We start from the raw sequence: 20436 nt of genomic DNA on the forward strand, positions 1-20436 counted from the left end.
AACCGTCTTGTATGGAACCGGTTGCCAATACAGGACATGTTGAAGCTTCGCGCCATAGATGAGGGCCGGCTGGAGGCCGCCGCGAAACTTCTGGTGAAGGGGTTTCCTTCCCGTTCGCTCGCCTTCTGGCAGCACGGGCTGCGCAGGCTGGCCGCCCACAACAGGACCATGGGCCAGCCCTCGGTCGGCACCTTCCTGATGGCGGAGGAAAGGCCCGTCGGCATTCTGCTGACCATCCCCCGGCACGATACGCTGACGGGGCGCCGGATCGTCAATCTCTCGAGCTGGTATGTGGAGGAAAGTCACCGCTGGTCCGCCGTACGCCTGATCGTCGCGGCGCTCGCGGACAAGCAGGCGATCTATACGGACCTGACGCCGACCGACGTGGCCGCCGATGTCAACGCTCGCCTCGGCTTTCGCTCGTTCGATATCAAGGTTCTTCTCCTTGCCCTGCCGTGGACTGCCATCGTCGGCCGGAAGCGCGACAGGCTCGTCCCGTTCGAGGCGGTGCCGCCCGGCGCCATCGCCGAGGCGTTGATGCCGGATATGCGCAAGCACCGCGATCTCGGCTGCATCGTGACGACGATCGAGGCGGGCGGACGCTATCATCCGGTGGTCCTCGACGTGACCGTGCGCAAGCGCGTTCCCCTCGCGCGCGTCGTCTTTGCCGAAAGCATGGACCTCGTCGCCAACAACCTGGCCGCGCTTGCGCGCCTGCTGGTTCTGCGCGGCGTGCCCTTGCTGGCGCTGCAGGTGGAAAAGGACAGGCACATCCCGCACGCCTGGGTCTGGAAGCGTGGCCTGTGTTACCAGGTCAAGGGCGAATGGGACGAGCGGGTCATCAATGAGCTCTATTCCGAACGCGTGCTGCTGAAGGTCTGAAGCGTTACGATCTTCCGGCTTCGCTTCCCGCGCGTCGGCTCTTTGTTTTTCGCAGGCTGCTATCGCAAAACCGCTGCACTTTTGCGCGGCGCGCTCCAGCCGCCTATAGCTCTTCCAGCGTATCGCCGAAGCGCTCGATGCCGCGCAGGCGCGTGCGGCCGGCAGCGCCGGCGCGTTCGATGGCACGCGTCGTGATCAGGTGGCAGACCGCCATTACCGAGACGTGGTTGAACAGCGGTCCCGGCGCCAGCGTCTGACATCGGAAGTGCCAGGTGGCGCTCGCCCGGTGGGTGACGCCTTCGTCCGTCAGGTAGAGCAGCTTCGCGCCGCTCTTCTCGATCGCCGACAGGATCGTCTCCATCTGCGCCACGCGGCGGCGCAGGCCGAAGACGATCGCCACGTCACGGTCGGTCACGCTGACGAGATGTTCGCCGAGCGTCTGGCCCGCGCCGGGGATGGCGACGATGTTCTCCACCACCTGCGTCATCTGCCATTGCAGGTATTCGGCAAAGGCGTGGCTGCTGCGAAAGCCCAGCACCCAGGTCTTGCGTGCGCCAAGGATCGCATCGGCGATCGCATCTACCTGCGCGTCGGTGATCGTGGAAAACGTGCCTTCGAGATTGGCGATGCCTTGCGCGACATGGGCGCCGACGGATTGGGCGCCGGCGGCATCCGAGGAGGTGGACAGGAACAGGCGCGAGCCGGTCTCCCGCTCGTCGCGCGCATGGCGGCGGGCCTCCTCGTAGCTCTCATAGCCGAGGCGGCGGACGAAACGCGTCACGGTTGCATTGGAGACCTGCGCGAGCTTGGCCAGTTCCGAGGCGGAATAGCTGGCGAGCTCGCCGGGGAAATCGCAGACGAATTCGCCGAGCCGTCGTTCGGCCGGGTGCAGGCCATCGAGCGCGTCACGCACGCGAAACAGGAACGAACGATCCGTAGAGCCCATCTGAGCCATTCCTTTCACTTCGAAATCAAGCTTGTAACGCACTTGCCGGACTTCGCAAGAATGCCGTGCGGGATGCGGCGCAAAGTTTCTTGAAAAACAGATTTCATATGTGTATTATAAGAAAATTGATTTTCATGCTGATGCCAAGAGGAGGAGACTATGGCAGCAGAAGGTATGGTGCAGTCCGGCACGTCATCGCCGGCCATCCGGCAACTGGAGGGCGCGCTCACCCGCATCGGGGTGACGCGCGCGCACAAGCAGATCATCGCGCTGGTGCTGATCGGCTGCCTGTTCGACAGTTTCGAACAGAACACGATCGGCGTGTCCGGCCCGCTCCTGAGGGAGCATTGGGGCCTGACGGGTACGGATATCGGCCTCCTGAACACGATCACGTTCGGCAGTGCGGCCATCGGCCGGCTGCTTTCGGGCATCCTCGGCGACCGCTACGGCCGCCGCGTCATGCTGACCGTCAACCTGCTGCTGTTCTCGCTGGGTTCGGCGGCCTGCGCGCTGGCGCCGGACTTCATGTTCCTGTGCATCGCGCGCGCCATCGTCGGCTTCGGCGTCGGCGGCGAGATTTCCACCGCCGTCACCATGCTGTCGGAATTCTGCTCGCCGAAGTTCCGCGGAACGGCGGCCGGGCTCGTCAATGTCGGCGCGGGCGGTTTCGGCAACTTCCTTGCCCCCGTTTATGGCCTGATGATCTTCAGCATCTTCCCGGGTGAGGACAGCTGGCGCTGGCTCTTCGCCTCACTGGCGCTGCCGGCGCTGCTGGTCGTCTTCTATCGTCGCTACGTGCCGGAAACGCCGCGTTTCCTTGCCGCGCAGGGCCGGATCGACGAGGCGAACAAGGTGCTCTCGGTGCTGGAATCCGGCTCGCTCCGGCCGAAGAACCTCGTGGTGCGCGAATATCTCTCGAAGGAGAACGAACAGGATGCGCCCAGCGCCAAGGGCGCCTGGAAGGAGCTGTTCCGCGCGCCGTTCCTCGGCCGCATCGTGCCGGTGTCCATCGCCATCCTGATGAGCTACGGCGCGCAGCTTTCCGTCCTGACGCTGATGCCGGTCATCTTCGTCTCTATGGGCTACACGCTGCAGGGCAGCCTGCTCTACAGCATGATCATCCAGAGCGGCAGCGTGCTCGGCGCCATCGCGGCCTCGATGTTCGGCTACTACTTCCCGCGCAAGCGCGTCCTGACCGTCGGTGCCATCTGCGCCTGCCTTGCCGCGCTCGCCATCATGTATCTCGGCACCACCATCCATCTGGTGCTGTTCTTCGGCGCGCTCTTCCAGTTCTTCGTGCTTCTCTTGAACACGTCGATCTGGATCTATGCGCCGGAACTCTTCCCGACCCGCATCCGCGCCTTCGGCGTCGCCTTCATCCTGGCGACGGGTTCGGCCGCCGGGTCCTTCGTGCCGACCATTTCGGGCGCCCTGTTCGACAGCTACGGCATGGGCGGCGTGTTCGGCCTTGCCGCGGCCATGTACGCCATCTTCGCCATCTGCATCCGCCTCGGGCCGGAAACCTACGGCATGTCGATGGAAGACATCACGCAGCGGGCGGACGCCGCCACGGCAAGCGACAACCTCGTCGCAGAGCCCGCCAAAGCAGGAGCTTGAAGAGAGCATGACCCCGCATATCCTGTTGATCAATCCCAACAGCTCCGAGGCCACAAGCGAGATGATGCACGCCATCGCGCTGGCCTCCGCGGCGGGGCGGCTGGTGGTGAAGACCGTCACCGCGCGCCGCGCGCCGGGCATGATCGTCACTCCCGGGCAACTGGCCGCCTCCGCCGCCGAAGTGGTGGAGCTCGGCACCGCGCACGGGCGGGATTGTGCGGGGATCATCGTCAGCGCCTTCGGTGATCCCGGCCTTGCCGAGCTTCGCCGCAAGGTCGCCGTTCCCGTGGTCGGCATCTGCGAGGCCTCGATGATCGAGGCCTCGCAGGGCGGCCGCAAATTCGCCGTCGCCACTTCGACGCCCGACCTGGTCGAGGCCATCGACCAGCGGGCGCACGATCTCGGCCTTGCCCATCTCTACCGGGGCATCCGCTGCACCGAGGGCGACCCCGTCGCCCTTGCCGCCGATCCGGCGCTTCTCAGCGAGGCGCTGGCCGGGGCGGTGCGGGCCTGCATCGAGGAGGACGGCGCCGAAGCCGTCATCATCGGCGGCGGCCCGCTCGGCCAGGCGGCCGAAAAGCTCCGTCCGCGCTTCGACCAGCCCGTGCTCGGGCCGATCCCCTCGGCGGTGGAACGCATCATCGGCCTCATCAGCAAGGCCGGCGACGCGCCGCAGGCGATGGAAAGCTGAATCCATTCCGGCAAAAGTGCACAGCGGTTTTGCGTGCGGAATTGCGTTGAACCCTAGACCTCGACCGGCCGGGCATGCTCGGCCTTCGTACCGAAAACCCGGCGATACCGCTCGATTTCGGCGGGATCGCCGGTTGCTTTCAGGGGATTGTCCGAAAGCTTGACCGCCGGCCGGCCATTGGCGCTCGTCACCTTGCAGACGAGCGAGATCGGGTCGAGCCCCGTCCCGCCATCCGGATCGCAGCCGCGGAAGTCGTTGGTGAGGTTGGTGCCCCAGCCGAAGCTCATGCGCACGCGGCCGTGGAAGTGCCGGTACGTTTCCTCGATCGTGTCGACATCCATGCCGTCGGAGAAGATCAGCAGCTTTTCCCGCGGATCGCGGCCCTTGTCCTGCCACCAGCGGATGATCTGCTCGCCGCCGGCGATCGGCGGCGCGCTGTCCGGGCGGAAACCGGTCCAGTCCGCCACCCAGTCCGGCGCCTCGGCGAGGAAGGCGGTGGTGCCGAAGGCGTCGGGCAGGGCGATGAGGAGATTGCCGTTATAATGCTGCCGCCATTCCTCCAGCACCTGGTAGGGCGCGGCGGCGAGCGCCGCATCGCCCTCGGCCAGCGCGGCGGCCACCATCGGCAGCTCGTGCGCGTTGGTGCCGATCGCCTCGAGATCGGCATCCATGGCGAGCAGCACGTTGGAGGTGCCGATGAAGCGCTCGCCGAGCCCTTCCTTCAGCGCTTCCACGCACCAGCGCTGCCAGAGGAAACCATGCCGGCGGCGGGTGCCGAAATCGGAGATGACGAGATCCGGCAGGTGCCGCAGCCGCTCCACCTTCTCCCACAGCCGGGCCTTGGCGCGGGCATAGAGCACGTCGAGCGCAAAAAGCCCCTTGTCGCGCATTGCCGCGCGCGATTTCAGCTCGTTGATGATGACGAGCGCCGGGATCTCCCACATGGTGGTGTGCGTCCACGGTCCCTCGAAATGCAGCTCATACTGCCCGTCCACCTTGCGCAGATCATAGTCGGGCAGGCGGAAGGCGGCCAGCCAGGCGATGAAATCCGGCCCGAACATGCGCGCCTTGCCGTAAAAACTGTTGCCTGCCAGCCAGATCAGTTCCTTCTTGGTGAAACGCAGGCTGCGGGCATGGTCGAGTTGCGCCCGCAGTTCCTCCTCGTCGATGATCTCGGCAAGCCGCACGGTCTTCGTCCGGTTGATCAGCGAGAAGGTCGCCTCGACATCCGGATGCAGGTGGCGGATCATCTGCAGCATCAGCAGCTTGTAGAAATCCGTGTCGAGCAGGCTGCGTACGATGGGATCGAGCCGGAAATTGTGGTCGTAGGTGCGGGTCGCGAAATCGGTGACGGCCATCCGGCTCCTCCTGAACGATGCTGGACACGGGTATAGCCCACCCGCGACCTCCTCGGAAAGCGCCTGTCGTGCGGGGAGGGGATCACACCCCGTCTGCAACGCATGATTGGTGGCCGGGGCATCTTGTGCTTGGTGCTTGATAGGGCGGTCCAAAACGTGATTGCGCGATGTCGAGCGGAGGACGCGCTGCCGAAGACGTTTGGCATCATCGCATCCGCACGATCCTGCCGGCAACGCCCGGCGTCGGGCTGTGCTTCCGGCATGTTTTCGGTTCCTTCGGCATTCTTGGCTGCACGTTCTGCGTTTATGGTTAGCGGAGCTTTTACGGTGCCCGGACGCATCATTTCGAAACACCCGGATTTGTCCGCAATGCCTTGAGAAACCGGGCTTATTCTCGCCTTGTTCATGAAGCGCCGCAATGGCACGTCCCGTCTCGATCCATGCATCTCGCCGGCTTCACGAAATCTTATCCATGTCCTTTCAGTCGATCTTATCAACCGTCGGTTATGCCTCTTCGGAACGATAAGCCAAGAGCCCGCTGTCCGGCCGGCATTGAAAAACGACGGAGAAGACCATGAAGCAGAAGATTCGTGATATCCTGACGAAACACGGCGGCCTGCCGACGCCGGTCGACCAGCTCGCGGATGATGCCGATCTCTACGCGGCCGGTCTCTCCTCCTTCGCCTCCGTGCAGGTGATGCTCGGCATCGAGGATGCCTTCGACGTCGAATTCCCCGACAATCTGCTGAACCGCAAGTCCTTCCAGAGCATCGACGCGATCACGCGGGCGGTGGCCGGCCTTGTCGGCAATGCGGAGGCGGCCGAATGACCGTCACCGTCGGGAAGGGGCTCGCGGAGCGCGCCGAGCGCGTCTCCGCCGTGGCCGCAGCGCATGCCGACGACGTGGACGCCAAGGGTCGTTTCCCGCGGGAGGCCGTCGAGGCGATGATCGCCGAACGGCTGCTCTCCATCCAGGTGCCCGTCGCGCTCGGCGGCGAGGATGCTTCGATCTCGGAGATCGCCGAGGTCTGTTCGGTGCTCGGCCAGGCCTGCTCGGCCGCCGCCATGGTCTTCGCCATGCACCACATCAAGCTGTCGAGCCTCGTCTCGCACGGCGCCGGCGATGCCTGGCACAGCGCCTTCATGCGCCGCATTTGCGACGAACAGCTTCTCCTTGCCTCCGCGACGACCGAGGGCGGCATCGGCGGGAACCTGCGCAACAGCATCTGCGCCATCGAGATCGACGGCGACACCTGCCGCCTCACCAAGGACGCGACCGTCATCTCCTATGGCGCGCATGCAGACGCGATCCTCATCACCTCGCGCGCTCATGCGGACGCCGCCTCGACCGACCAGGTCATGACCGTCTTCACCAGGGACCAGTACACGCTGGAGCAGACCCATGTCTGGGACACGCTCGGCATGCGCGGCACCTGCTCGGACGGCTGGCTCTTCAAGGGGGAGGCGCCGAAGGCGCAGATCCTGCCCAAGCCGTTCGCCGAGATCGCCGCGCAGTCGATGCTCGCAACCTCGCACCTTCTCTGGAGCGCCGTCTGGTACGGCATCGCCGTCAACGCCGTCGCCCGCGCGCAGGCCTTCGTCCGCGCCGCCGCCCGCAAGAGCCCCGGCGTGACGCCGCCCGGCGCGCTGCGTCTTGCGGAGGCCTCCAACCTTCTCCAGCTCGTGAAATCCAACACGATCGCCGGCCTCAAGGAATACGAAGCCGCCAAGGCGGATCCGGACCGGCTCTCCTCCATGGGCTTCGCCGTCGCGATGAACAATGTGAAGATCGCCTCCTCCGAGACGATCCTCGCGATCATCAACCAGGCCATGCTGATCTGCGGCATCATGGGCTACAAGAACGGCACGCCCTTCAGCCTCGGCCGGCACCTGCGCGACGCGCATTCCGCCCAGCTGATGATCTCCAACGACCGCATCCTCGGCAACACGTCGAACCTCCTGCTTGTGCACAAGCAGGACACCAGCCTGATCGGGTGACACCATGGATATGCAGACTTCTCTTCTCGACCGGCTCTTCGATTCGGGCCTGCTCATCGATACCGGCGTCGAAGGCCTCTATGGCCGCAGCGGCGCCTTCGAGGACGTCATCGCCCGCTTCGAGCGGCTGATCGACGCCTATGGCGGCGCCGACGGCGCGGAAGCGATGCGCTTCCCGCCGGGCATGAACCGTGCGCATTTCGAGACCTCCGGCTACATGAAGAGCTTTCCGCAGCTCGCCGGCACCGTGCACAGCTTCTGCGGCGGCGAACTCGACCATATGAGCCTCCTGCAATGCATGGAGGTCGGCGGCGACTGGACGAAGGACCAGAAGGCGACCGACATCGTGCTGACGCCGGCCGCGTGCTATCCGCTCTATCCGACGATCGCCAAGCGCGGCCGCCTGCCGGCCAAGGGCGGGCTTTACGATCTCCAGTCCTACTGCTTCCGCCATGAGCCCTCGAACGACCCGGCCCGCCAGCAGCTCTTCCGCATGCGCGAATATGTCTGCATGGGCACGCAGGAACATGTGACGACCTTCCGCCAGACCTGGATGGACCGTGGCCTCGAAATGATGGAAAAGGTCGGCCTCGATGTCACGATCGACGTGGCCAACGACCCGTTCTTCGGCCGCGCCGGCCGCATGCTCGCCAACAACCAGCGCGACCAGAACCTCAAGTTCGAGCTGCTCATTCCGGTGACCTCGGCCGCCAAGCCGACCGCCTGCATGAGCTTCAACTACCATCAGGACGCCTTCGGCGCGAAATGGGGTCTCAATCTCGAGAACGGCGACGTCGCGCACACCGCCTGCGTCGGCTTCGGCCTGGAGCGCATCGCGCTCGCCCTCTTCGCCCGCCACGGCCTCGACATCGCCGCCTGGCCGGAAGCCGTCCGCAAGACGCTCGGATATCGGGACTGAGCATGGCCGCCGTCTTCCCCGGGGCCGACCCCGAGACCTGGCGGCCGCACGCGCTGCACGACGCCGAGCGCATGTGGCCGGAGACGAATTGCTACGTCGACCTCTGGATCGAGGTGCTGAACGCCTTCGGCGCCGCACCCGAGGCGATGCTCGGCTTCTCCCTGACCCAGGATTTCGAGGGCGACCAGTTCACCTTCTTCAAGGTCCCGCTGGAAGACCTCGAAAGCCTGTACGGCATCCGCTGCACGGAACTCGCCATCTTCGACAAGGTTGAGACCCATGTCGCAACGCAGATCGCGCGCGGCCGCCTCTGCCTCGTCGAGATGGACAGCTTTTACATGCCGGACACCCGCGGCGTCGCCTATGGCCAGGAGCATGGCAAGACGACGGTGGCGATCAACCGGCTGGACCCTGAAGGAAAGCGGCTCGATTATTTCCACAATGCCGGCTTCTTCCGGCTGGAGGGGAAAGACTTCGACGGCCTGTTCCATCTGAATGACGGCCCCGACGACCTGCCTTTCCTGCCCTATACGGAATTCGCCAAGTTCCCGGTAAAGCGGCCGGACGAAACCCATCTGCGCCGCGAGGCGAAACGGCTGCTTGCCGCGCATTTTGCCCGCCGCCCGGCGGAAAACCCGGTGGCCGCCTTCGCGACGCTCTTTCCGAGCCAGGTGGAAGCGGTGGCCGATCGTCCCTTCGGTTTCTTCCACAAATATGCCTTCAACACGCTGCGCCAGCTCGGCGCCAATTTCGAGCTTGCCGGCTCCCATCTCGACTGGATCGCCCCGGACGGCAGGCTTGAGGAGGCCGCCGATGCGGCCCGGAAAATCTCCGAGACGGCGAAGTCCGTGCAGTTCCAGCTCGCCCGCGCCGTGACGCGCCGCAGGTTCGATCCTCTGGCGAGCGCGCTCGATCCGGCTGTCGAGGCCTGGGACCGGCTGATGGCAACGCTCGCCGCCCGCATCGGCTGATGGAGGACCGGATGCCTGCGATCGGAAAGCCCCTCTCCGGCGGCTGGCGCATGGTGCTGACGCCGGCCGCCGCCGCCGCGGACCCGGCGGCGCTCGAAAGCCTTTCCGGTTTCATCGAGGCGACCGTGCCGGGCACGGTCGCCGGGGCGCTGGAGCGCGCCGGCCGCTTCGACCGCACGGCGCCCGACCCGCTCGACCATCTCGATGCCTGGTACGTGCTCGACCTCGCCGGCGAGGCACCGGGCGACGCTGTGCTGCATTTCGACGGTCTCGCCACGATCGCCGAAGTCTGGTGGAACGGCGCGCTCGTCCTGTCCTCCGACAGCATGTTCGTGCGCCACGACCTTCCTGTCATGCTCGCCGGCAACGACCGCCTCGCGCTCTGCTTCCGCGCGCTGAAGCCGCATCTGGAGAAGCGCGGTCCGCGTGCGCGCTGGCGGCCACAGATGATCACGCCGCAGGGCCTGCGCCTCGTGCGCACCACCCTGCTCGGCCGCATGCCGGGCTGGTGCCCCGAAGTCCACGCCGCCGGCCCCTGGCGGCCCGTCCGCCTCTCGCGGCCCGTGCCGGCCTTGCCGGGCGACGTCCAGCTGGCCGCCCGCCTCGACGAAGACGGCGCCGGCCGGCTCGATGTGCGTTTTTCTCTCGACGGAACGGCTCCGCCCATCCTCGAATGCGCCGGGGTCACCGCCGTGGCCGTGCCCGACGGCGAGGGCCGGTTCCGCGCAAGCCTTGCCATTCCCCGTGTCGAGGCCTGGTGGCCGCGCAGCCATGGCCGGCCGGCGCTGCATGAGGTGGCCTTGATTGCGGGCGGACAGCGCCATGCGGTCGGCCGCACCGGCTTCCGCCGCATCACGATCGATCGTGGCGCGGATGGCCGGGATTTCGCGCTCTCCGTCAACGGCGTGAAGATTTTCTGCCGCGGTGCGGTGTGGACCAGTGCCGACATCGTCGACCTGCCGGGCGATCGCGCACGATACGCTCCGCTGCTGCGGCTGGCGGCCGAGGCCGGCATGAACATGCTGCGCATCGGCGGCACCATGGCCTATGAGACGCCGGATTTCTTCGCGCTTTGCGACGAACTCGGCCTGATGGTCTGGCAGGATTTCCAGTTCGCCAATTTCGATTACCCGGTAGGCGACCCGGCCTTTGCCGACAAGGTGCGGAAGGAAGCCGTCCAGTTCCTCGAGGCGACAGCCGCCTCGCCGTCGCTTGCCGTTCTGTGCGGCGGCAGCGAGATCGACCAGCAGGCGGCGATGCTCGGCCTGCCGGAAGCGGCCTGGGCCGGGCCGCTGACCCGGGAGATCCTGCCCTCCGTCGCCGCGGCCCGTCGGCCCGATGTGCCTTATGTGGAGAACTCCCCGGGCGGCGGCGCCATGCCCTTCTCGCCGAATGCCGGCGTCACGCACTATTACGGCGTCGGCGCCTATTGCCGGCCTCTGGAGGACGCGCGCCGCGCGGCGGTCCGTTTTTCCGCCGAAAGCCTCGCCTTCGCCAATGTGCCGGAACAGGCGACGCTCGACGCACACCTGCCGGTGCCCGCCGTGCATGACCCGCGCTGGAAAGCCCGTGTGCCGAGAGATCGCGGCGCCTCCTGGGATTTCGAGGATGTGCGCGATCACTATCTCGGCCTGCTCTACGGCCTTGAACCGGCGCGGCTGCGCCGCGAGGATCCGGCCCGCTACCTCGACCTTTCGCGCGCCGTCGTCGGCGAGGTGATGGAGGCGACCTTTGCAGAATGGCGCCGCGCGGAAAGCCCATGCAACGGCGCGCTGGTCTGGACTTTCCAGGATCTCCTGCCCGGCGCCGGCTGGGGCATCATCGATGCGACGGGCTTGCCGAAATCCGCCTGGCACGCGCTGCGCCGCGCCTTCCGGCCATTGCAGATCACGCTCAGCGACGAAGGCACGAACGGGCTCGACATACACGTGCTGAACGACGGGCCGGACGAACGGCATCTGGTGCTGGAGCTTTCCTGCCTGCGCCACGGCCGGCAGCCGGTCGTCTCCGGCCGCAGGGAGATGACGCTTTCCCCGCATTCCGCCGAGACGCTGCCGGCAACCGCGCTCTTCGGCGCCTTCTTCGACACGACCTATGCCTTCCGCTTCGGCCCGCCGTCCCATGACGTGACGGTGGGACGGCTCGTCGATGCGGGCGGGACCACCGTCGCGGAAGCCTTCCATTTTCCCCGCGGCCGCGCGGAGGCCATCTCTCCCGCCGTCCTGACGGCAGTCCTCCGGCAGGATGCGGAAGGCTGGCTGCTCGACCTTTCGGCCGACCGCTTCGCCCAGTCGGTCGCCATCGAGATCGACGGCTTCCTGCCGGCCGACAACTGGTTCCATCTGGCGCCGGGCGGCGTGAGAAGCGTCCGTCTTCTGCCTTGCGCCGGCACCGACCCCCTGGCGCGGCCGAACGGCACTGTCCGCGGCATCGGCGCCGAGGCCGTCATATCCATCTGAGCCTTAGAACGGGCGGCCGTTCCTGCTGCGCGCCCGCGCCAAGGCTATCGCGACCGGCATGTCGATCGAATCATTCTTGGTTTCTATGAAATGCATTTCATATATCTATTTGCGAAATGCATCGGCTTGCCGGCATATTTTCCTTGAGGGCGTCATTGCTCCGGCGGTGATCCTGCACCAACAAGGGGAACAATCATGTTGAAGACCATCCTGTCCTATGCCGTGGCCACGGGCCTTGCCTTTTCCGTTCTCGGGACGCCGCTTGCCGCGAGCGCCGACGATCTCGAGACCATCAAGGCCGCGGGCGAATTCAAGTTCGCCAACAGCGGCGCCTATCCGCCCTTCAGCTTCGTCGACGACAGCAATCAGACGGTCGGCTTCGACGTCGATATCGGCAACGAGATCGCCAAGCGCCTCGGGGTGAAGGGCGCCGGCGTCAGCACCGCCTGGGACGGCATCATCGCCGGCCTGCTTGCCGGCAAGTACGATTCCGTCATCGGCAGCATGACCATCACCCCGGAGCGCGAAAAGGCCGTCGATTTCGTCGGTCCCTATTACAAGTCGGGCCGCGGCGTCTTCGTCACCGAGGGATCCGAGATCAAGTCGATCGACGACCTGAAGGACAAGACCATCGGCGTGACGCTCGGCGAGACCCACGAGAAATGGGCGCGCGAGCGCGGCGGCTGGGAAATCCGCACCTACAAGGGCCTGCCGGAACTCTTCCTCGAGCTGAAGGCCGGCCGCATCCAGGCGATGATCGTCGATGCCGTGCCGGTGTCGATCGCCGTCAAGGAGACGGGCGAGAAGGTCGCCAAGCTCGACGTGCCGGAATTCGCCGGGACCGAGGACCAGATCGGCATCGCCATCCGCAAGGGCAATCCGGAGCTGAAGGCCGCCATGCAGAAGGCGCTGGACGACATGATGGCCGACGGCACCTACGAGGCCATTGCCATGAAGTGGGTCGGCGCGGACATCCGCTGATCTCTCCCCGCCCATGAAAGGGCCGGCCCGGCGGGAGACTGCCGGCCGGCTGACCGATCGCCGAGGATCCGGCAATGGATATCGCTCTCATCGGCCGCATTGTCCCAGTCTTCGTCCAGGCGGCCTGGACGACCGTCGAGCTCTCCCTGCTGTCGCTTGCCCTCGGCCTTGCCGTGGCGGCGCTTGTCGCGATGCTCCGCCTCTCGCATGTCGCGGCCCTGCGCTTTGCCGGCGCGGCCTATGTCAGCGTCTTTCGCGGCACGCCGGCGCTCATCCAGATCTTCCTGCTCTATTTCGGCGGGCCGCAGGTCGGCATCCAGCTCGACCCCTTCGCCGCGGGCGCCATCGCGCTCGGCCTCAACATCGCAGCCTATATGGCCGAATCGATCCGCGGCGGCGTGCTCTCGGTCGATCGCGGGCAGATGGAGGCGGCGCGCTCGCTCGGTTTCGGCGAGGGCCAGTCCATGCGCTGGATCGTGCTGCCGCAGGCCGCCAAGCTGATGATCCGCCCGCTCGGCGTCAATGCCGTGGCGCTGGTCAAGGGCACGGCCCTCGTCGCCACCATCTCGGTGGTGGAACTCACCTATACGGCGCAGCGCTTCATCGGCTCCACCTACAAGCCGTTCGAGATCTTCGCGGTGACGGCGGTGCTCTACATGATCATGGTCTACGGCCTGACGCTCCTCGTCGACCGTCTCGACCGCGCCTATGCCGGGGAGGCGTGAAGATGCAGGGTCTCGATTTCAGCATCGTCCCCGAATACTGGCCGCTGATCGGCAAGGGCCTGTGGTGGACCGTCGTCATCTCCACCGCCTCCGCCGTGCTCAGCGTTCTCGCCGGCATCGGCTTTGCCCTTCTCGTGCTCTATGCTCCGCCCGTCGTGCGCTATCCGGTGCGCCTCTTCATGTGGCTCTTCATGGGCACGCCGCTGCTCCTGCAGCTCTTCCTCATCTATTTCGGCCTCGTGCAGATCGGCATCGACATTCCGGCCATCTGGTCGGGCATCGTCGCCCTCAGCCTGCATTTCGCCGTCTACAATGCCGACATCTTTCGCGCCGGCATCGCCTCGCTCGACAAGGGGCAGACGGAGGCGGCGCGCTCGCTCGGCTTCGGCGCCTGGCGGACGCGGATCTACATCGTCGTGCCGCAGGCGGTGCGGGGTACGGTGCCCGCCGTCGGCAACATGATGATCGCGCTCCTGAAGGAATCCTCCATCGTCTCGATGATCGGCATCGCCGAACTGGTGCACAGCGCCCAGCTCGTCATCAGCGAGACCTACCGGCCCTTCGAATTCTACCTGACGGCCGCCGCCCTCTATTATGGTCTCAATCTCATCCTCGAAGCGGTCCTCAGGGGGATCGAACGGAAAGTGGAGCTTTCGCGATGAACGATACCCGTCCGATGATCGAGGTGCGCGGCGCCAGAAAGTTCTTCGGGCCGCTGGAGGTGCTGAAGGGCATCGATTTCAGCGTGGCGCGCGGCCAGATCGTCGCCGTCATCGGCCCGAGCGGTTCGGGCAAGAGCACGCTGCTGCGCTCGATCAACCATCTCGAAACGCTCGACGGTGGCGAGGTCTGGCTCGATGGTGTGCAGGTAAATCAAAAGCTTGACCGCCGTTCCTTCGAGCGGCACATCAACGGCGTGCGCCAGCAGATGGGCATGGTGTTCCAGCACTTCAACCTCTTCCCGCACCTGAGCGTCGCGGAAAACATCACCATCGCCCCGATCAAGCTGAAGGGCATGGCGAAGGCCGAGGCGCGGGCGCTCGCCCTGAAGATGCTCGACAAGGTGGGCCTTGCCGACAAGATCGACGCCTTCCCGGCGCGCCTTTCGGGCGGGCAGAAGCAGCGCGTTGCGATCGCGCGGGCGCTCGCCATGCAGCCGAAGGTCATGCTTTTCGACGAGGCGACCTCGGCGCTCGATCCGGAGCTGGTGGACGAGGTCAACCTCGTCATGAAGCAGCTGGCGAGCGAGCACATGACCATGGTCATCGTCACGCACGAGATGCGTTTTGCCGCCGAAGTCGCCGACCGGGTGATCTTCATGGCAGACGGCGCCGTGGTGGAGGAGGGCAGCCCGGCCGAGCTCTTCCGCAATCCGAAGCAGGAGCGCACCCGCAGCTTCCTGAAGAAATTCCTCAACGGCTAGGATTTCCCGGCCGCTGAAAACCGCATCCTCCTGTCATGGATCGATCATGAGCCAGCACCTGACCGCAACGGGCGAACGCCCGGCATCCCACCTCTTCTACCAGTCCCGCATGCGCCGGCCGCTCGCCGACCGGGCGGAGGGCATCTACATCTGGGACGAACATGGCCGGAAGGTCATCGACGGGTCCAGCGGGGCGATGGTCGTCAATATCGGCCATTCCAACCGGAACGTGCTCGACGCCATGAAGCGCCAGATGGACAGGGCGACCTTCGCCTACCGCCTGCATTTCGAGAACCAGCCGGCGGAAGACCTGGCGCGCCGCCTTTACGGCTACATGCCGGAGGGCCTCGACCGGGTGTTCTTCGTTTCCGGCGGCTCGGAGGCGGTGGAATCCTGCCTGAAGCTCGCCCGGCAATGGGCGCTCGCCACCGACCAGCCGGAGCGCTGGAAGGTGATCTCGCGCTTCCCCTCCTATCACGGCTCGACCCTCGGCGCGCTCGCCGTCACCGGTTATGACGCGCTGAAGAAACCCTTCCTGCCGATGCTGCGCGACATGCCGCACATCAAGGCACCCACCGCCTATCTCGACCGCGACAACTTCTCGATGGAGGAGCGCGGCATCCGCTATGCCGACATGCTGGAGGAGAAGATCCTGGAGGAGGGGGCGGAAAGCGTGCTCGCCTTCATCATGGAGCCGATCGGCGGCGCTTCCACCGGTGCGCTCGTCGCGCCCGACAGCTACTATCCGCGCATCCGCGAGATCTGTGACAAGTACGGCATCCTGCTGATCCACGACGAGGTGATGAGCGGGGCCGGCCGCACCGGCCGCTATCTCGGCGGCGACCATTGGAATTGCCGGCCCGATATCGTCGCCCTCTCCAAGGGCCTCGGCGCCGGCTATTGCCCGCTCGGCGCGATGATCGCCCATTCGCGGCTGGTGAAGCCGGTGCTCGACCGCGGCGGCTTCGCCCATGGCTACACCTATGCCGGCAACCCGCTTGCCTGCGCTGCAGGCCTTGCCGTGCTCGACGAGATCGAGCGGCAGGATCTGCTCGGCAACGCCACCCGCATCGGCGCGCTTCTGAAGGCCGAACTGGAGGGCCTTGCCGAACGCTACCCGTTCATCGGCGACGTGCGCGGCAAGGGCCTGTTGCTCGCGGCCGAATTCGTCTCCGACCGCAAGACCATGGCGCCGTTGCCCAAGGCATTGGAGGCGCACCAGCGCGTCGTCGACATCGCCTATGAGCGCGGCCTCATCATCTATTCGCGCCGCACGCGCGGCGGCGTCGAGGGCGACCATTTCCTCGTCTGCCCGCCGATGATCACCACCGAGGCTCAGGTCGGCGAGATCGTGACGATCCTCGATGCGACGCTGGCGCAGCTTGCCGGCGAGCTTTCGCTGCCGGTCGGCAGATAGGAGCCGGCCATGAAATCGAACAAGGTCATCATCACCTGCGCGGTGACGGGCTCGGTGCACACGCCCTCCATGTCGCCCCATCTGCCCTACAAGCCCGAGGACATCGCGTCCGAGGCGATCGCGGCGGCGGAGGCGGGCGCCTCTATCCTGCACCTGCACGCCCGCGCCCCGGAAGACGGTCGCCCGACGGCCGACCCGAAGGTTTTCATGCGCTTCCTGCCGGTCATCAAGCAGGCGAGCGATGCGGTGATCAACATCACCACCGGCGGCTCCTCCGTCATGACGCTGGAGGACCGGCTGGCGGCGGCGCTCGCCGCCGAGCCGGAAATGTGCTCGCTCAACATGGGCTCGATGAATTTCGGGCTCTACCCGATGCTCGACCGGCCGCGGGCATGGAAACATGCCTGGGAGCCCGAGCTCCTGGAGGCGACGCGCGGCACGATCTTCCGCAACACCTTCGCCGATATCGAGACGGTCCTCAAACGCCTCGGCGAAGGCTGCGGCACGCGTTTCGAGTTCGAATGCTACGATGTCGGGCATCTCTACACGCTCGCCCATTTCCGCGACCGCGGGCTCGTTCCCGGCACGCCCTTCATGCAGTTCGTCTTCGGCGTGCTCGGCGGCATCGGCGCGGATCCGGAAAACCTCGTCCATATGAAGCGCATCGCCGACAAGCTGTTCGGCGAGGACTACCGTTTCTCGGTGCTTGCCGCCGGGCGCAGGCAGATGCCGATGATCACAATGGCGGCGACCATGGGCGGCAGCGTGCGCGTCGGCCTGGAGGACAGCCTTTTCGACGGCCGCGCGCTTGCGGCCTCGAATGCCGATCAGGTACGACGCATCCGTGCGATCCTCGAGGGCCTTTCGCTGGAGGTCGCGACGCCGGACGAGGCGCGCGCCATGCTCGGCCTCAAGGGCGGCGATCGAGTCGCATTCTGAGGAGGGGACATGCAGGACGACATCACGATCCGGCCGGCCGTCGCGGATGACGCGGAGACCATCCACACGGCCCTGAAGACGATGGCCGTGGACATGGGCGCGGAGGCGAAGTTCGTCTCCACCGTCGAGGACGTGCGCCGCCATGGTTTTGGCGAAACGCCGGCCTTCGAGGTGCTGATCGCCGAGGCGGGGGCGGCGTTTGCCGGCCTGTGCCTGGCGTTTCCGAGCTTTTCCACCTGGATAGGCGAGCCCGGTCTCTATGTTCAGGACCTCTTCGTCGCCGATGCCTTTCGCGGACGGCGGATCGCCGAGCGGCTTTTGCGCGCCACCGCGCGGCGCGGCCGGGCGCGCGGCGCCCATTACATGCGCCTGTCGGTCGACGTGGACAATGTCCGCGCGCAAGGCCTCTACAATCGCCTCGGGATCCGCCATTCCCGCAGCGAGCAGATCCACATGATCAAAGGCGCGGATTTCGACGCATTCGCCGAGGGAGAGCCATGAAGACCTTTTTTGCCGAAGAACAGAAACGCCACGATCCGAGCTTCTTCCTCTCCAGCGGCGCGCCGCAGCCGAACCCGGAGCAGCCGGAACGCGTCGAGCGCCTGCTGGCCGGCGCGCGGGCGGCGGGCATGGAGATCGTGCGGCCGAAGGACCACGGCCTCGCGCCGGTCTCCGCCGTGCACACGCCGGAATACATCGATTTCCTGGGCCGCATCCACGAGCGCTGGCAGCGCATCGAGGGCGCCTCGGCCGAGGTCATCCCCAACATCCACCCGATCGCCCGCACCGGCAGCTACCCCGCCTCGGCGGTCGGACAGGCCGGCTATCACATGGCCGATACGTCCTGCCCGATCTCCGAGCATACCTTCGAGAGCGCGCGCTGGAGCGCCTCCACCGCCGTTTCCGCCGCCGAGGCCGTCATGGCCGGCGAGAGGTGGTCCTATGCCCTCTGCCGCCCGCCGGGCCACCACGCCTTCCGGGATGTCGCCGGCGGCTTCTGCTTCTTCAACAATTCCGGCATCGCCGCCCAGCACCTGCTGCGGCAGGCAAAACGCGTCGCCATCCTCGATGTCGACCTGCACCACGGCAACGGCACGCAGGGCATGTTCTACGAGCGCGCCGACGTGCTGACGGTCTCGATCCATGCCGATCCGGTGCGCTTCTACCCCTTCTTCTGGGGCCATGCCGACGAGCGGGGGGAGGGGCTCGGCCTCGGCTACAATCTCAACCTGCCGCTGCAGCGCAAGTCCGGCGACGACGTCTATCTGGAGGCGCTGGCCGCCGCCATCCGCCGGGTCGAGGCCTTCTCGCCCGACGCGCTCGTCGTGGCGCTCGGCCTCGATGCCTTCGAAAAGGATCCGTTCGGTGGCCTCTCGGTCTCGACGCCGGGTTTTGCGCGCATCGCGGAAGTGATCGGGGCGCTGCGCCTGCCGACAGTCATCGTGCAGGAGGGCGGTTATCTCTGCGACGCGCTTGGCGACAACCTGACGGCCTTCCTTGCCGGTTTCGGTGCGAGAAACGGCTAGGGCAATTCCAGCAAAAGTGCGAAGCGGTTTTGCGTCCGGAATTGCGTGAAAACAAACAGATAGAGCGTTTTCCCGATTCGGGGAAAAGCGGAAATGCTCTATGCGGGATAGGTCCTTTGCGCGAAGGGTATCGTGGCGATCGCCTGGCGCAGTTCGGCAAGCAGGATCGTCTCGGCCCGGCTGCGGCGGGCCGTGCCGTCATAGACGAGGTGCACGTCGATGACCGGCGGATCCTCATAGGGCGGCAGGCGCCAGAGGCGGCCGGCGCGCACGTCCTCCTCCACCACATGGATCGGCAGCGGCCCGAAGCCGAATCCGGCGATGATCAGCCGCTTGACCTCCTCCAGATGCGAGGAAGTGCCGACGGTCTGGCCCTCGAACCCCTCCTGCTGGCGCAGCAGCGCGACGGGCCAGAGCGCGCCGGACATCTGGTCCGTCTTGAAGGAGACGTAGGGCTCCTGGCGCAGCGCCTGCAACGGCAGGTCCGCCACGCCGAACAGCGGATGCCGCGCGCCGCAGAAATAGCCGAAACTCTCCCGGTAGAGCACGTCGTATTCGAGCTTCGGATGCCGCTCCTGCATCAGGCAGACGCCGAAACCGGCATCGCGGTTGAGCACGGCGGCCATCACCTCCTGGCTGGAGGCGACGGAGAGCGACAGCGTGACCTGCGGAAAGGTCGTATGGAAGCCGGCCAGCACCTCGTCGAGGAACGGGCAGACGACATGGCTTGCCAGCGCGATCTCGATATGGCCGGTAAGGTCGCCGGGCTGCTCCTCCATCTGCTGCGGCAGGCCGGAAACGATCTCGAACAGCGCGATGCACTCGCTGAACAGCCGCTGCCCGGCCGGCGTGACGGCGAAATGCGAGGCGTTCCGCTCGACGAGCCGGCAGCCCATATGGGTTTCCAGCCGCTTCAGCGCATTGCTGACGGTCGGCTGTTTCAGGGAGAGCTTTTCGCCCGCCGCCGTCAGTCCGCGCTCCTGCACGATCACCATGAAGGTCCTGAGCAGGTTCCAGTCGATTTCCCAGACGAAACGCCGTCTTTGCCGCGCCATGTGCATTCCCCGGAATTATGCTTCGGGCGGCAACTATTGCATGCGCCTATCGGGCGTCAAAGGGTTCAACCGGACAAAGGAGATCCGCCGTGCCGCTTCTGACCTATCAGGGCGTCGTCTATCCCGCGCAGTGCGATGCGATGGGGCATATGAACGTGCAATACTACATCGCCGCCTTCGACCAGGCATTCTGGCATCTCATCGCCGCGGCCGGCTATTCGGCGACGTGGATTGCCGAGCGGCAGGAGGGCTGGGCGGACCGCCGCTACGAGATCGATTTCCGCCGGGAGCTGCCGGTCGGCAGCCTGTTCGAGGTCCGCAGCGCCGTCGTGAAGGTCGGGCGCACCTCGCTCACCACCCGCCACCGGCTGACGAACAAGGCGGACGACCAGCTTTGTGCCGAGCTTGTCGTCGTCTCGGTCTATTTCGACCTCGCGCGACGGGAGGCCCGCCCCCTGCCGGAGGTGCTTCTGAGCGGGGTTCGTCCCCTTGCTGAGGTGGATAGGGCTGGCCCTGACGGCGTATAGCC

Annotated in this window: 20 protein-coding genes; 17 read left to right on the forward strand and 3 right to left on the reverse strand. The window is 66.1% G+C overall.

The window, feature by feature from the left end; genetic code table 11:
• Positions 1-36 precede the first annotated feature (36 nt).
• Positions 37-882, forward strand: coding sequence for a hypothetical protein (locus tag MUU56_RS04315; protein ID WP_244766088.1), 846 nt, complete (start codon positions 37-39; stop codon positions 880-882).
• Between the two features lie 103 nt (positions 883-985).
• On the opposite strand, the gene MUU56_RS04320 is transcribed toward MUU56_RS04315, so the two are convergent.
• The gene (locus MUU56_RS04320) at positions 986-1828 is read right to left on the reverse strand and encodes a MurR/RpiR family transcriptional regulator (protein ID WP_244766089.1); all 843 of its coding nucleotides are present in this window, start codon (positions 1826-1828) and stop codon (positions 986-988) included.
• 159 nt (positions 1829-1987) lie between these two features.
• Between MUU56_RS04320 and MUU56_RS04325 the strand changes: the two genes are divergently transcribed.
• The gene (locus MUU56_RS04325; protein ID WP_244766090.1) at positions 1988-3445 is read left to right on the forward strand and encodes an MFS transporter; all 1458 of its coding nucleotides are present in this window, start codon (positions 1988-1990) and stop codon (positions 3443-3445) included.
• 7 nt (positions 3446-3452) lie between these two features.
• Positions 3453-4136, forward strand: coding sequence for an aspartate/glutamate racemase family protein (locus MUU56_RS04330; protein WP_244766091.1), 684 nt, complete (start codon positions 3453-3455; stop codon positions 4134-4136).
• Positions 4137-4189: 53 nt separating this feature from the next.
• Here MUU56_RS04330 and pncB read toward each other — a convergent pair whose 3' ends face one another.
• Positions 4190-5494, reverse strand: coding sequence for a nicotinate phosphoribosyltransferase (gene pncB, locus MUU56_RS04335; protein ID WP_244766092.1), 1305 nt, complete (start codon positions 5492-5494; stop codon positions 4190-4192).
• A gap of 574 nt (positions 5495-6068) precedes the next feature.
• Between pncB and MUU56_RS04340 the strand changes: the two genes are divergently transcribed.
• The 13 genes from MUU56_RS04340 to MUU56_RS04400 all read left to right on the forward strand — a co-directional run bounded on the left by MUU56_RS04340 (position 6069) and on the right by MUU56_RS04400 (position 18852).
• Positions 6069-6323, forward strand: a complete 255-nt coding sequence (locus tag MUU56_RS04340) for an acyl carrier protein (protein WP_244766093.1) — start codon at positions 6069-6071, stop codon at positions 6321-6323.
• On the forward strand, positions 6320-7492 hold the full coding sequence (locus tag MUU56_RS04345; RefSeq protein ID WP_244766094.1) for an acyl-CoA dehydrogenase family protein: 1173 nt from the start codon (positions 6320-6322) through the stop codon (positions 7490-7492). Before MUU56_RS04340 ends, MUU56_RS04345 begins: the two co-directional genes overlap by 4 nt.
• Positions 7493-7496: 4 nt before the next feature.
• A complete protein-coding gene (locus tag MUU56_RS04350) occupies positions 7497-8411 on the forward strand; it encodes an amino acid--[acyl-carrier-protein] ligase (RefSeq protein WP_244766095.1) in 915 nt (304 codons plus the stop codon).
• A gap of 2 nt (positions 8412-8413) precedes the next feature.
• The gene (locus MUU56_RS04355; RefSeq protein ID WP_244766096.1) at positions 8414-9382 is read left to right on the forward strand and encodes a DUF1839 family protein; all 969 of its coding nucleotides are present in this window, start codon (positions 8414-8416) and stop codon (positions 9380-9382) included.
• Positions 9382-11841, forward strand: coding sequence for a glycoside hydrolase family 2 protein (locus tag MUU56_RS04360; protein ID WP_244766097.1), 2460 nt, complete (start codon positions 9382-9384; stop codon positions 11839-11841). Before MUU56_RS04355 ends, MUU56_RS04360 begins: the two co-directional genes overlap by 1 nt.
• A gap of 198 nt (positions 11842-12039) precedes the next feature.
• The gene (locus MUU56_RS04365; protein ID WP_398431657.1) at positions 12040-12822 is read left to right on the forward strand and encodes an ABC transporter substrate-binding protein; all 783 of its coding nucleotides are present in this window, start codon (positions 12040-12042) and stop codon (positions 12820-12822) included.
• A gap of 74 nt (positions 12823-12896) precedes the next feature.
• Positions 12897-13547 (forward strand): amino acid ABC transporter permease, encoded by a 651-nt coding sequence (locus tag MUU56_RS04370; RefSeq protein WP_244766099.1) that lies wholly within the window; start codon positions 12897-12899, stop codon positions 13545-13547.
• Positions 13548-13549: 2 nt separating this feature from the next.
• Positions 13550-14209 (forward strand): amino acid ABC transporter permease, encoded by a 660-nt coding sequence (locus MUU56_RS04375; protein ID WP_244766100.1) that lies wholly within the window; start codon positions 13550-13552, stop codon positions 14207-14209.
• Positions 14206-14970 carry an amino acid ABC transporter ATP-binding protein gene (locus MUU56_RS04380; RefSeq protein WP_280530939.1) on the forward strand — a complete coding sequence of 255 codons (765 nt, stop codon included), beginning with the start codon at positions 14206-14208 and terminating at the stop codon, positions 14968-14970. The genes MUU56_RS04375 and MUU56_RS04380 overlap by 4 nt, the downstream gene beginning before the upstream one ends.
• A gap of 46 nt (positions 14971-15016) precedes the next feature.
• Positions 15017-16387 carry an aminotransferase family protein gene (locus MUU56_RS04385; RefSeq protein ID WP_244766101.1) on the forward strand — a complete coding sequence of 457 codons (1371 nt, stop codon included), beginning with the start codon at positions 15017-15019 and terminating at the stop codon, positions 16385-16387.
• A 9-nt stretch (positions 16388-16396) separates the two neighbouring features.
• Positions 16397-17326 carry a 3,5-dioxohexanoate:acetyl-CoA acetone transferase gene (gene kce / locus MUU56_RS04390; protein WP_244766102.1) on the forward strand — a complete coding sequence of 310 codons (930 nt, stop codon included), beginning with the start codon at positions 16397-16399 and terminating at the stop codon, positions 17324-17326.
• A 9-nt stretch (positions 17327-17335) separates the two neighbouring features.
• The gene (locus MUU56_RS04395) at positions 17336-17827 is read left to right on the forward strand and encodes a GNAT family N-acetyltransferase (protein WP_244766103.1); all 492 of its coding nucleotides are present in this window, start codon (positions 17336-17338) and stop codon (positions 17825-17827) included.
• The gene (locus MUU56_RS04400; protein ID WP_244766104.1) at positions 17824-18852 is read left to right on the forward strand and encodes a histone deacetylase family protein; all 1029 of its coding nucleotides are present in this window, start codon (positions 17824-17826) and stop codon (positions 18850-18852) included. Before MUU56_RS04395 ends, MUU56_RS04400 begins: the two co-directional genes overlap by 4 nt.
• Positions 18853-18950: 98 nt before the next feature.
• Here the strand turns inward: MUU56_RS04400 and MUU56_RS04405 are convergent, their stop codons facing one another.
• Positions 18951-19907 (reverse strand): LysR family transcriptional regulator, encoded by a 957-nt coding sequence (locus MUU56_RS04405; RefSeq protein ID WP_064333299.1) that lies wholly within the window; start codon positions 19905-19907, stop codon positions 18951-18953.
• An 89-nt stretch (positions 19908-19996) separates the two neighbouring features.
• On the opposite strand from MUU56_RS04405, the gene MUU56_RS04410 reads away from it, so the two are divergent.
• Complete coding sequence (locus MUU56_RS04410; RefSeq protein WP_244766105.1) at positions 19997-20434, forward strand: acyl-CoA thioesterase; 438 nt, start codon at positions 19997-19999, stop codon at positions 20432-20434.
• Positions 20435-20436: the final 2 nt, after the last annotated feature.

It is taken from the genome of Shinella yambaruensis (genome assembly GCF_022899355.1).
GTDB classification, from domain to species: Bacteria; Pseudomonadota; Alphaproteobacteria; order Rhizobiales; family Rhizobiaceae; genus Shinella; species Shinella yambaruensis.

Bases quoted from the DNA above. Each gene is read 5' to 3' on its own strand.
- MUU56_RS04370 (WP_244766099.1), top strand. From the start codon at position 12,897: ATGGATATCGCTCTCATCGGCCGCATTGTCCCAGTCTTCGTCCAGGCG.
- MUU56_RS04345 (WP_244766094.1), top strand. From the start codon at position 6,320: ATGACCGTCACCGTCGGGAAGGGGCTCGCGGAGCGCGCCGAGCGCGTC.
- MUU56_RS04355 (WP_244766096.1), top strand. From the start codon at position 8,414: ATGGCCGCCGTCTTCCCCGGGGCCGACCCCGAGACCTGGCGGCCGCAC.
- pncB (WP_244766092.1), bottom strand. From the start codon at position 5,494: ATGGCCGTCACCGATTTCGCGACCCGCACCTACGACCACAATTTCCGG.
- MUU56_RS04385 (WP_244766101.1), top strand. From the start codon at position 15,017: ATGAGCCAGCACCTGACCGCAACGGGCGAACGCCCGGCATCCCACCTC.
- MUU56_RS04320 (WP_244766089.1), bottom strand. From the start codon at position 1,828: ATGGGCTCTACGGATCGTTCGTTCCTGTTTCGCGTGCGTGACGCGCTC.
- MUU56_RS04375 (WP_244766100.1), top strand. From the start codon at position 13,550: ATGCAGGGTCTCGATTTCAGCATCGTCCCCGAATACTGGCCGCTGATC.
- MUU56_RS04330 (WP_244766091.1), top strand. From the start codon at position 3,453: ATGACCCCGCATATCCTGTTGATCAATCCCAACAGCTCCGAGGCCACA.
- MUU56_RS04360 (WP_244766097.1), top strand. From the start codon at position 9,382: ATGGAGGACCGGATGCCTGCGATCGGAAAGCCCCTCTCCGGCGGCTGG.
- MUU56_RS04380 (WP_280530939.1), top strand. From the start codon at position 14,206: ATGAACGATACCCGTCCGATGATCGAGGTGCGCGGCGCCAGAAAGTTC.
- kce (WP_244766102.1), top strand. From the start codon at position 16,397: ATGAAATCGAACAAGGTCATCATCACCTGCGCGGTGACGGGCTCGGTG.
- MUU56_RS04340 (WP_244766093.1), top strand. From the start codon at position 6,069: ATGAAGCAGAAGATTCGTGATATCCTGACGAAACACGGCGGCCTGCCG.
- MUU56_RS04395 (WP_244766103.1), top strand. From the start codon at position 17,336: ATGCAGGACGACATCACGATCCGGCCGGCCGTCGCGGATGACGCGGAG.
- MUU56_RS04315 (WP_244766088.1), top strand. From the start codon at position 37: ATGTTGAAGCTTCGCGCCATAGATGAGGGCCGGCTGGAGGCCGCCGCG.
- MUU56_RS04350 (WP_244766095.1), top strand. From the start codon at position 7,497: ATGGATATGCAGACTTCTCTTCTCGACCGGCTCTTCGATTCGGGCCTG.
- MUU56_RS04325 (WP_244766090.1), top strand. From the start codon at position 1,988: ATGGCAGCAGAAGGTATGGTGCAGTCCGGCACGTCATCGCCGGCCATC.
- MUU56_RS04400 (WP_244766104.1), top strand. From the start codon at position 17,824: ATGAAGACCTTTTTTGCCGAAGAACAGAAACGCCACGATCCGAGCTTC.
- MUU56_RS04405 (WP_064333299.1), bottom strand. From the start codon at position 19,907: ATGGCGCGGCAAAGACGGCGTTTCGTCTGGGAAATCGACTGGAACCTG.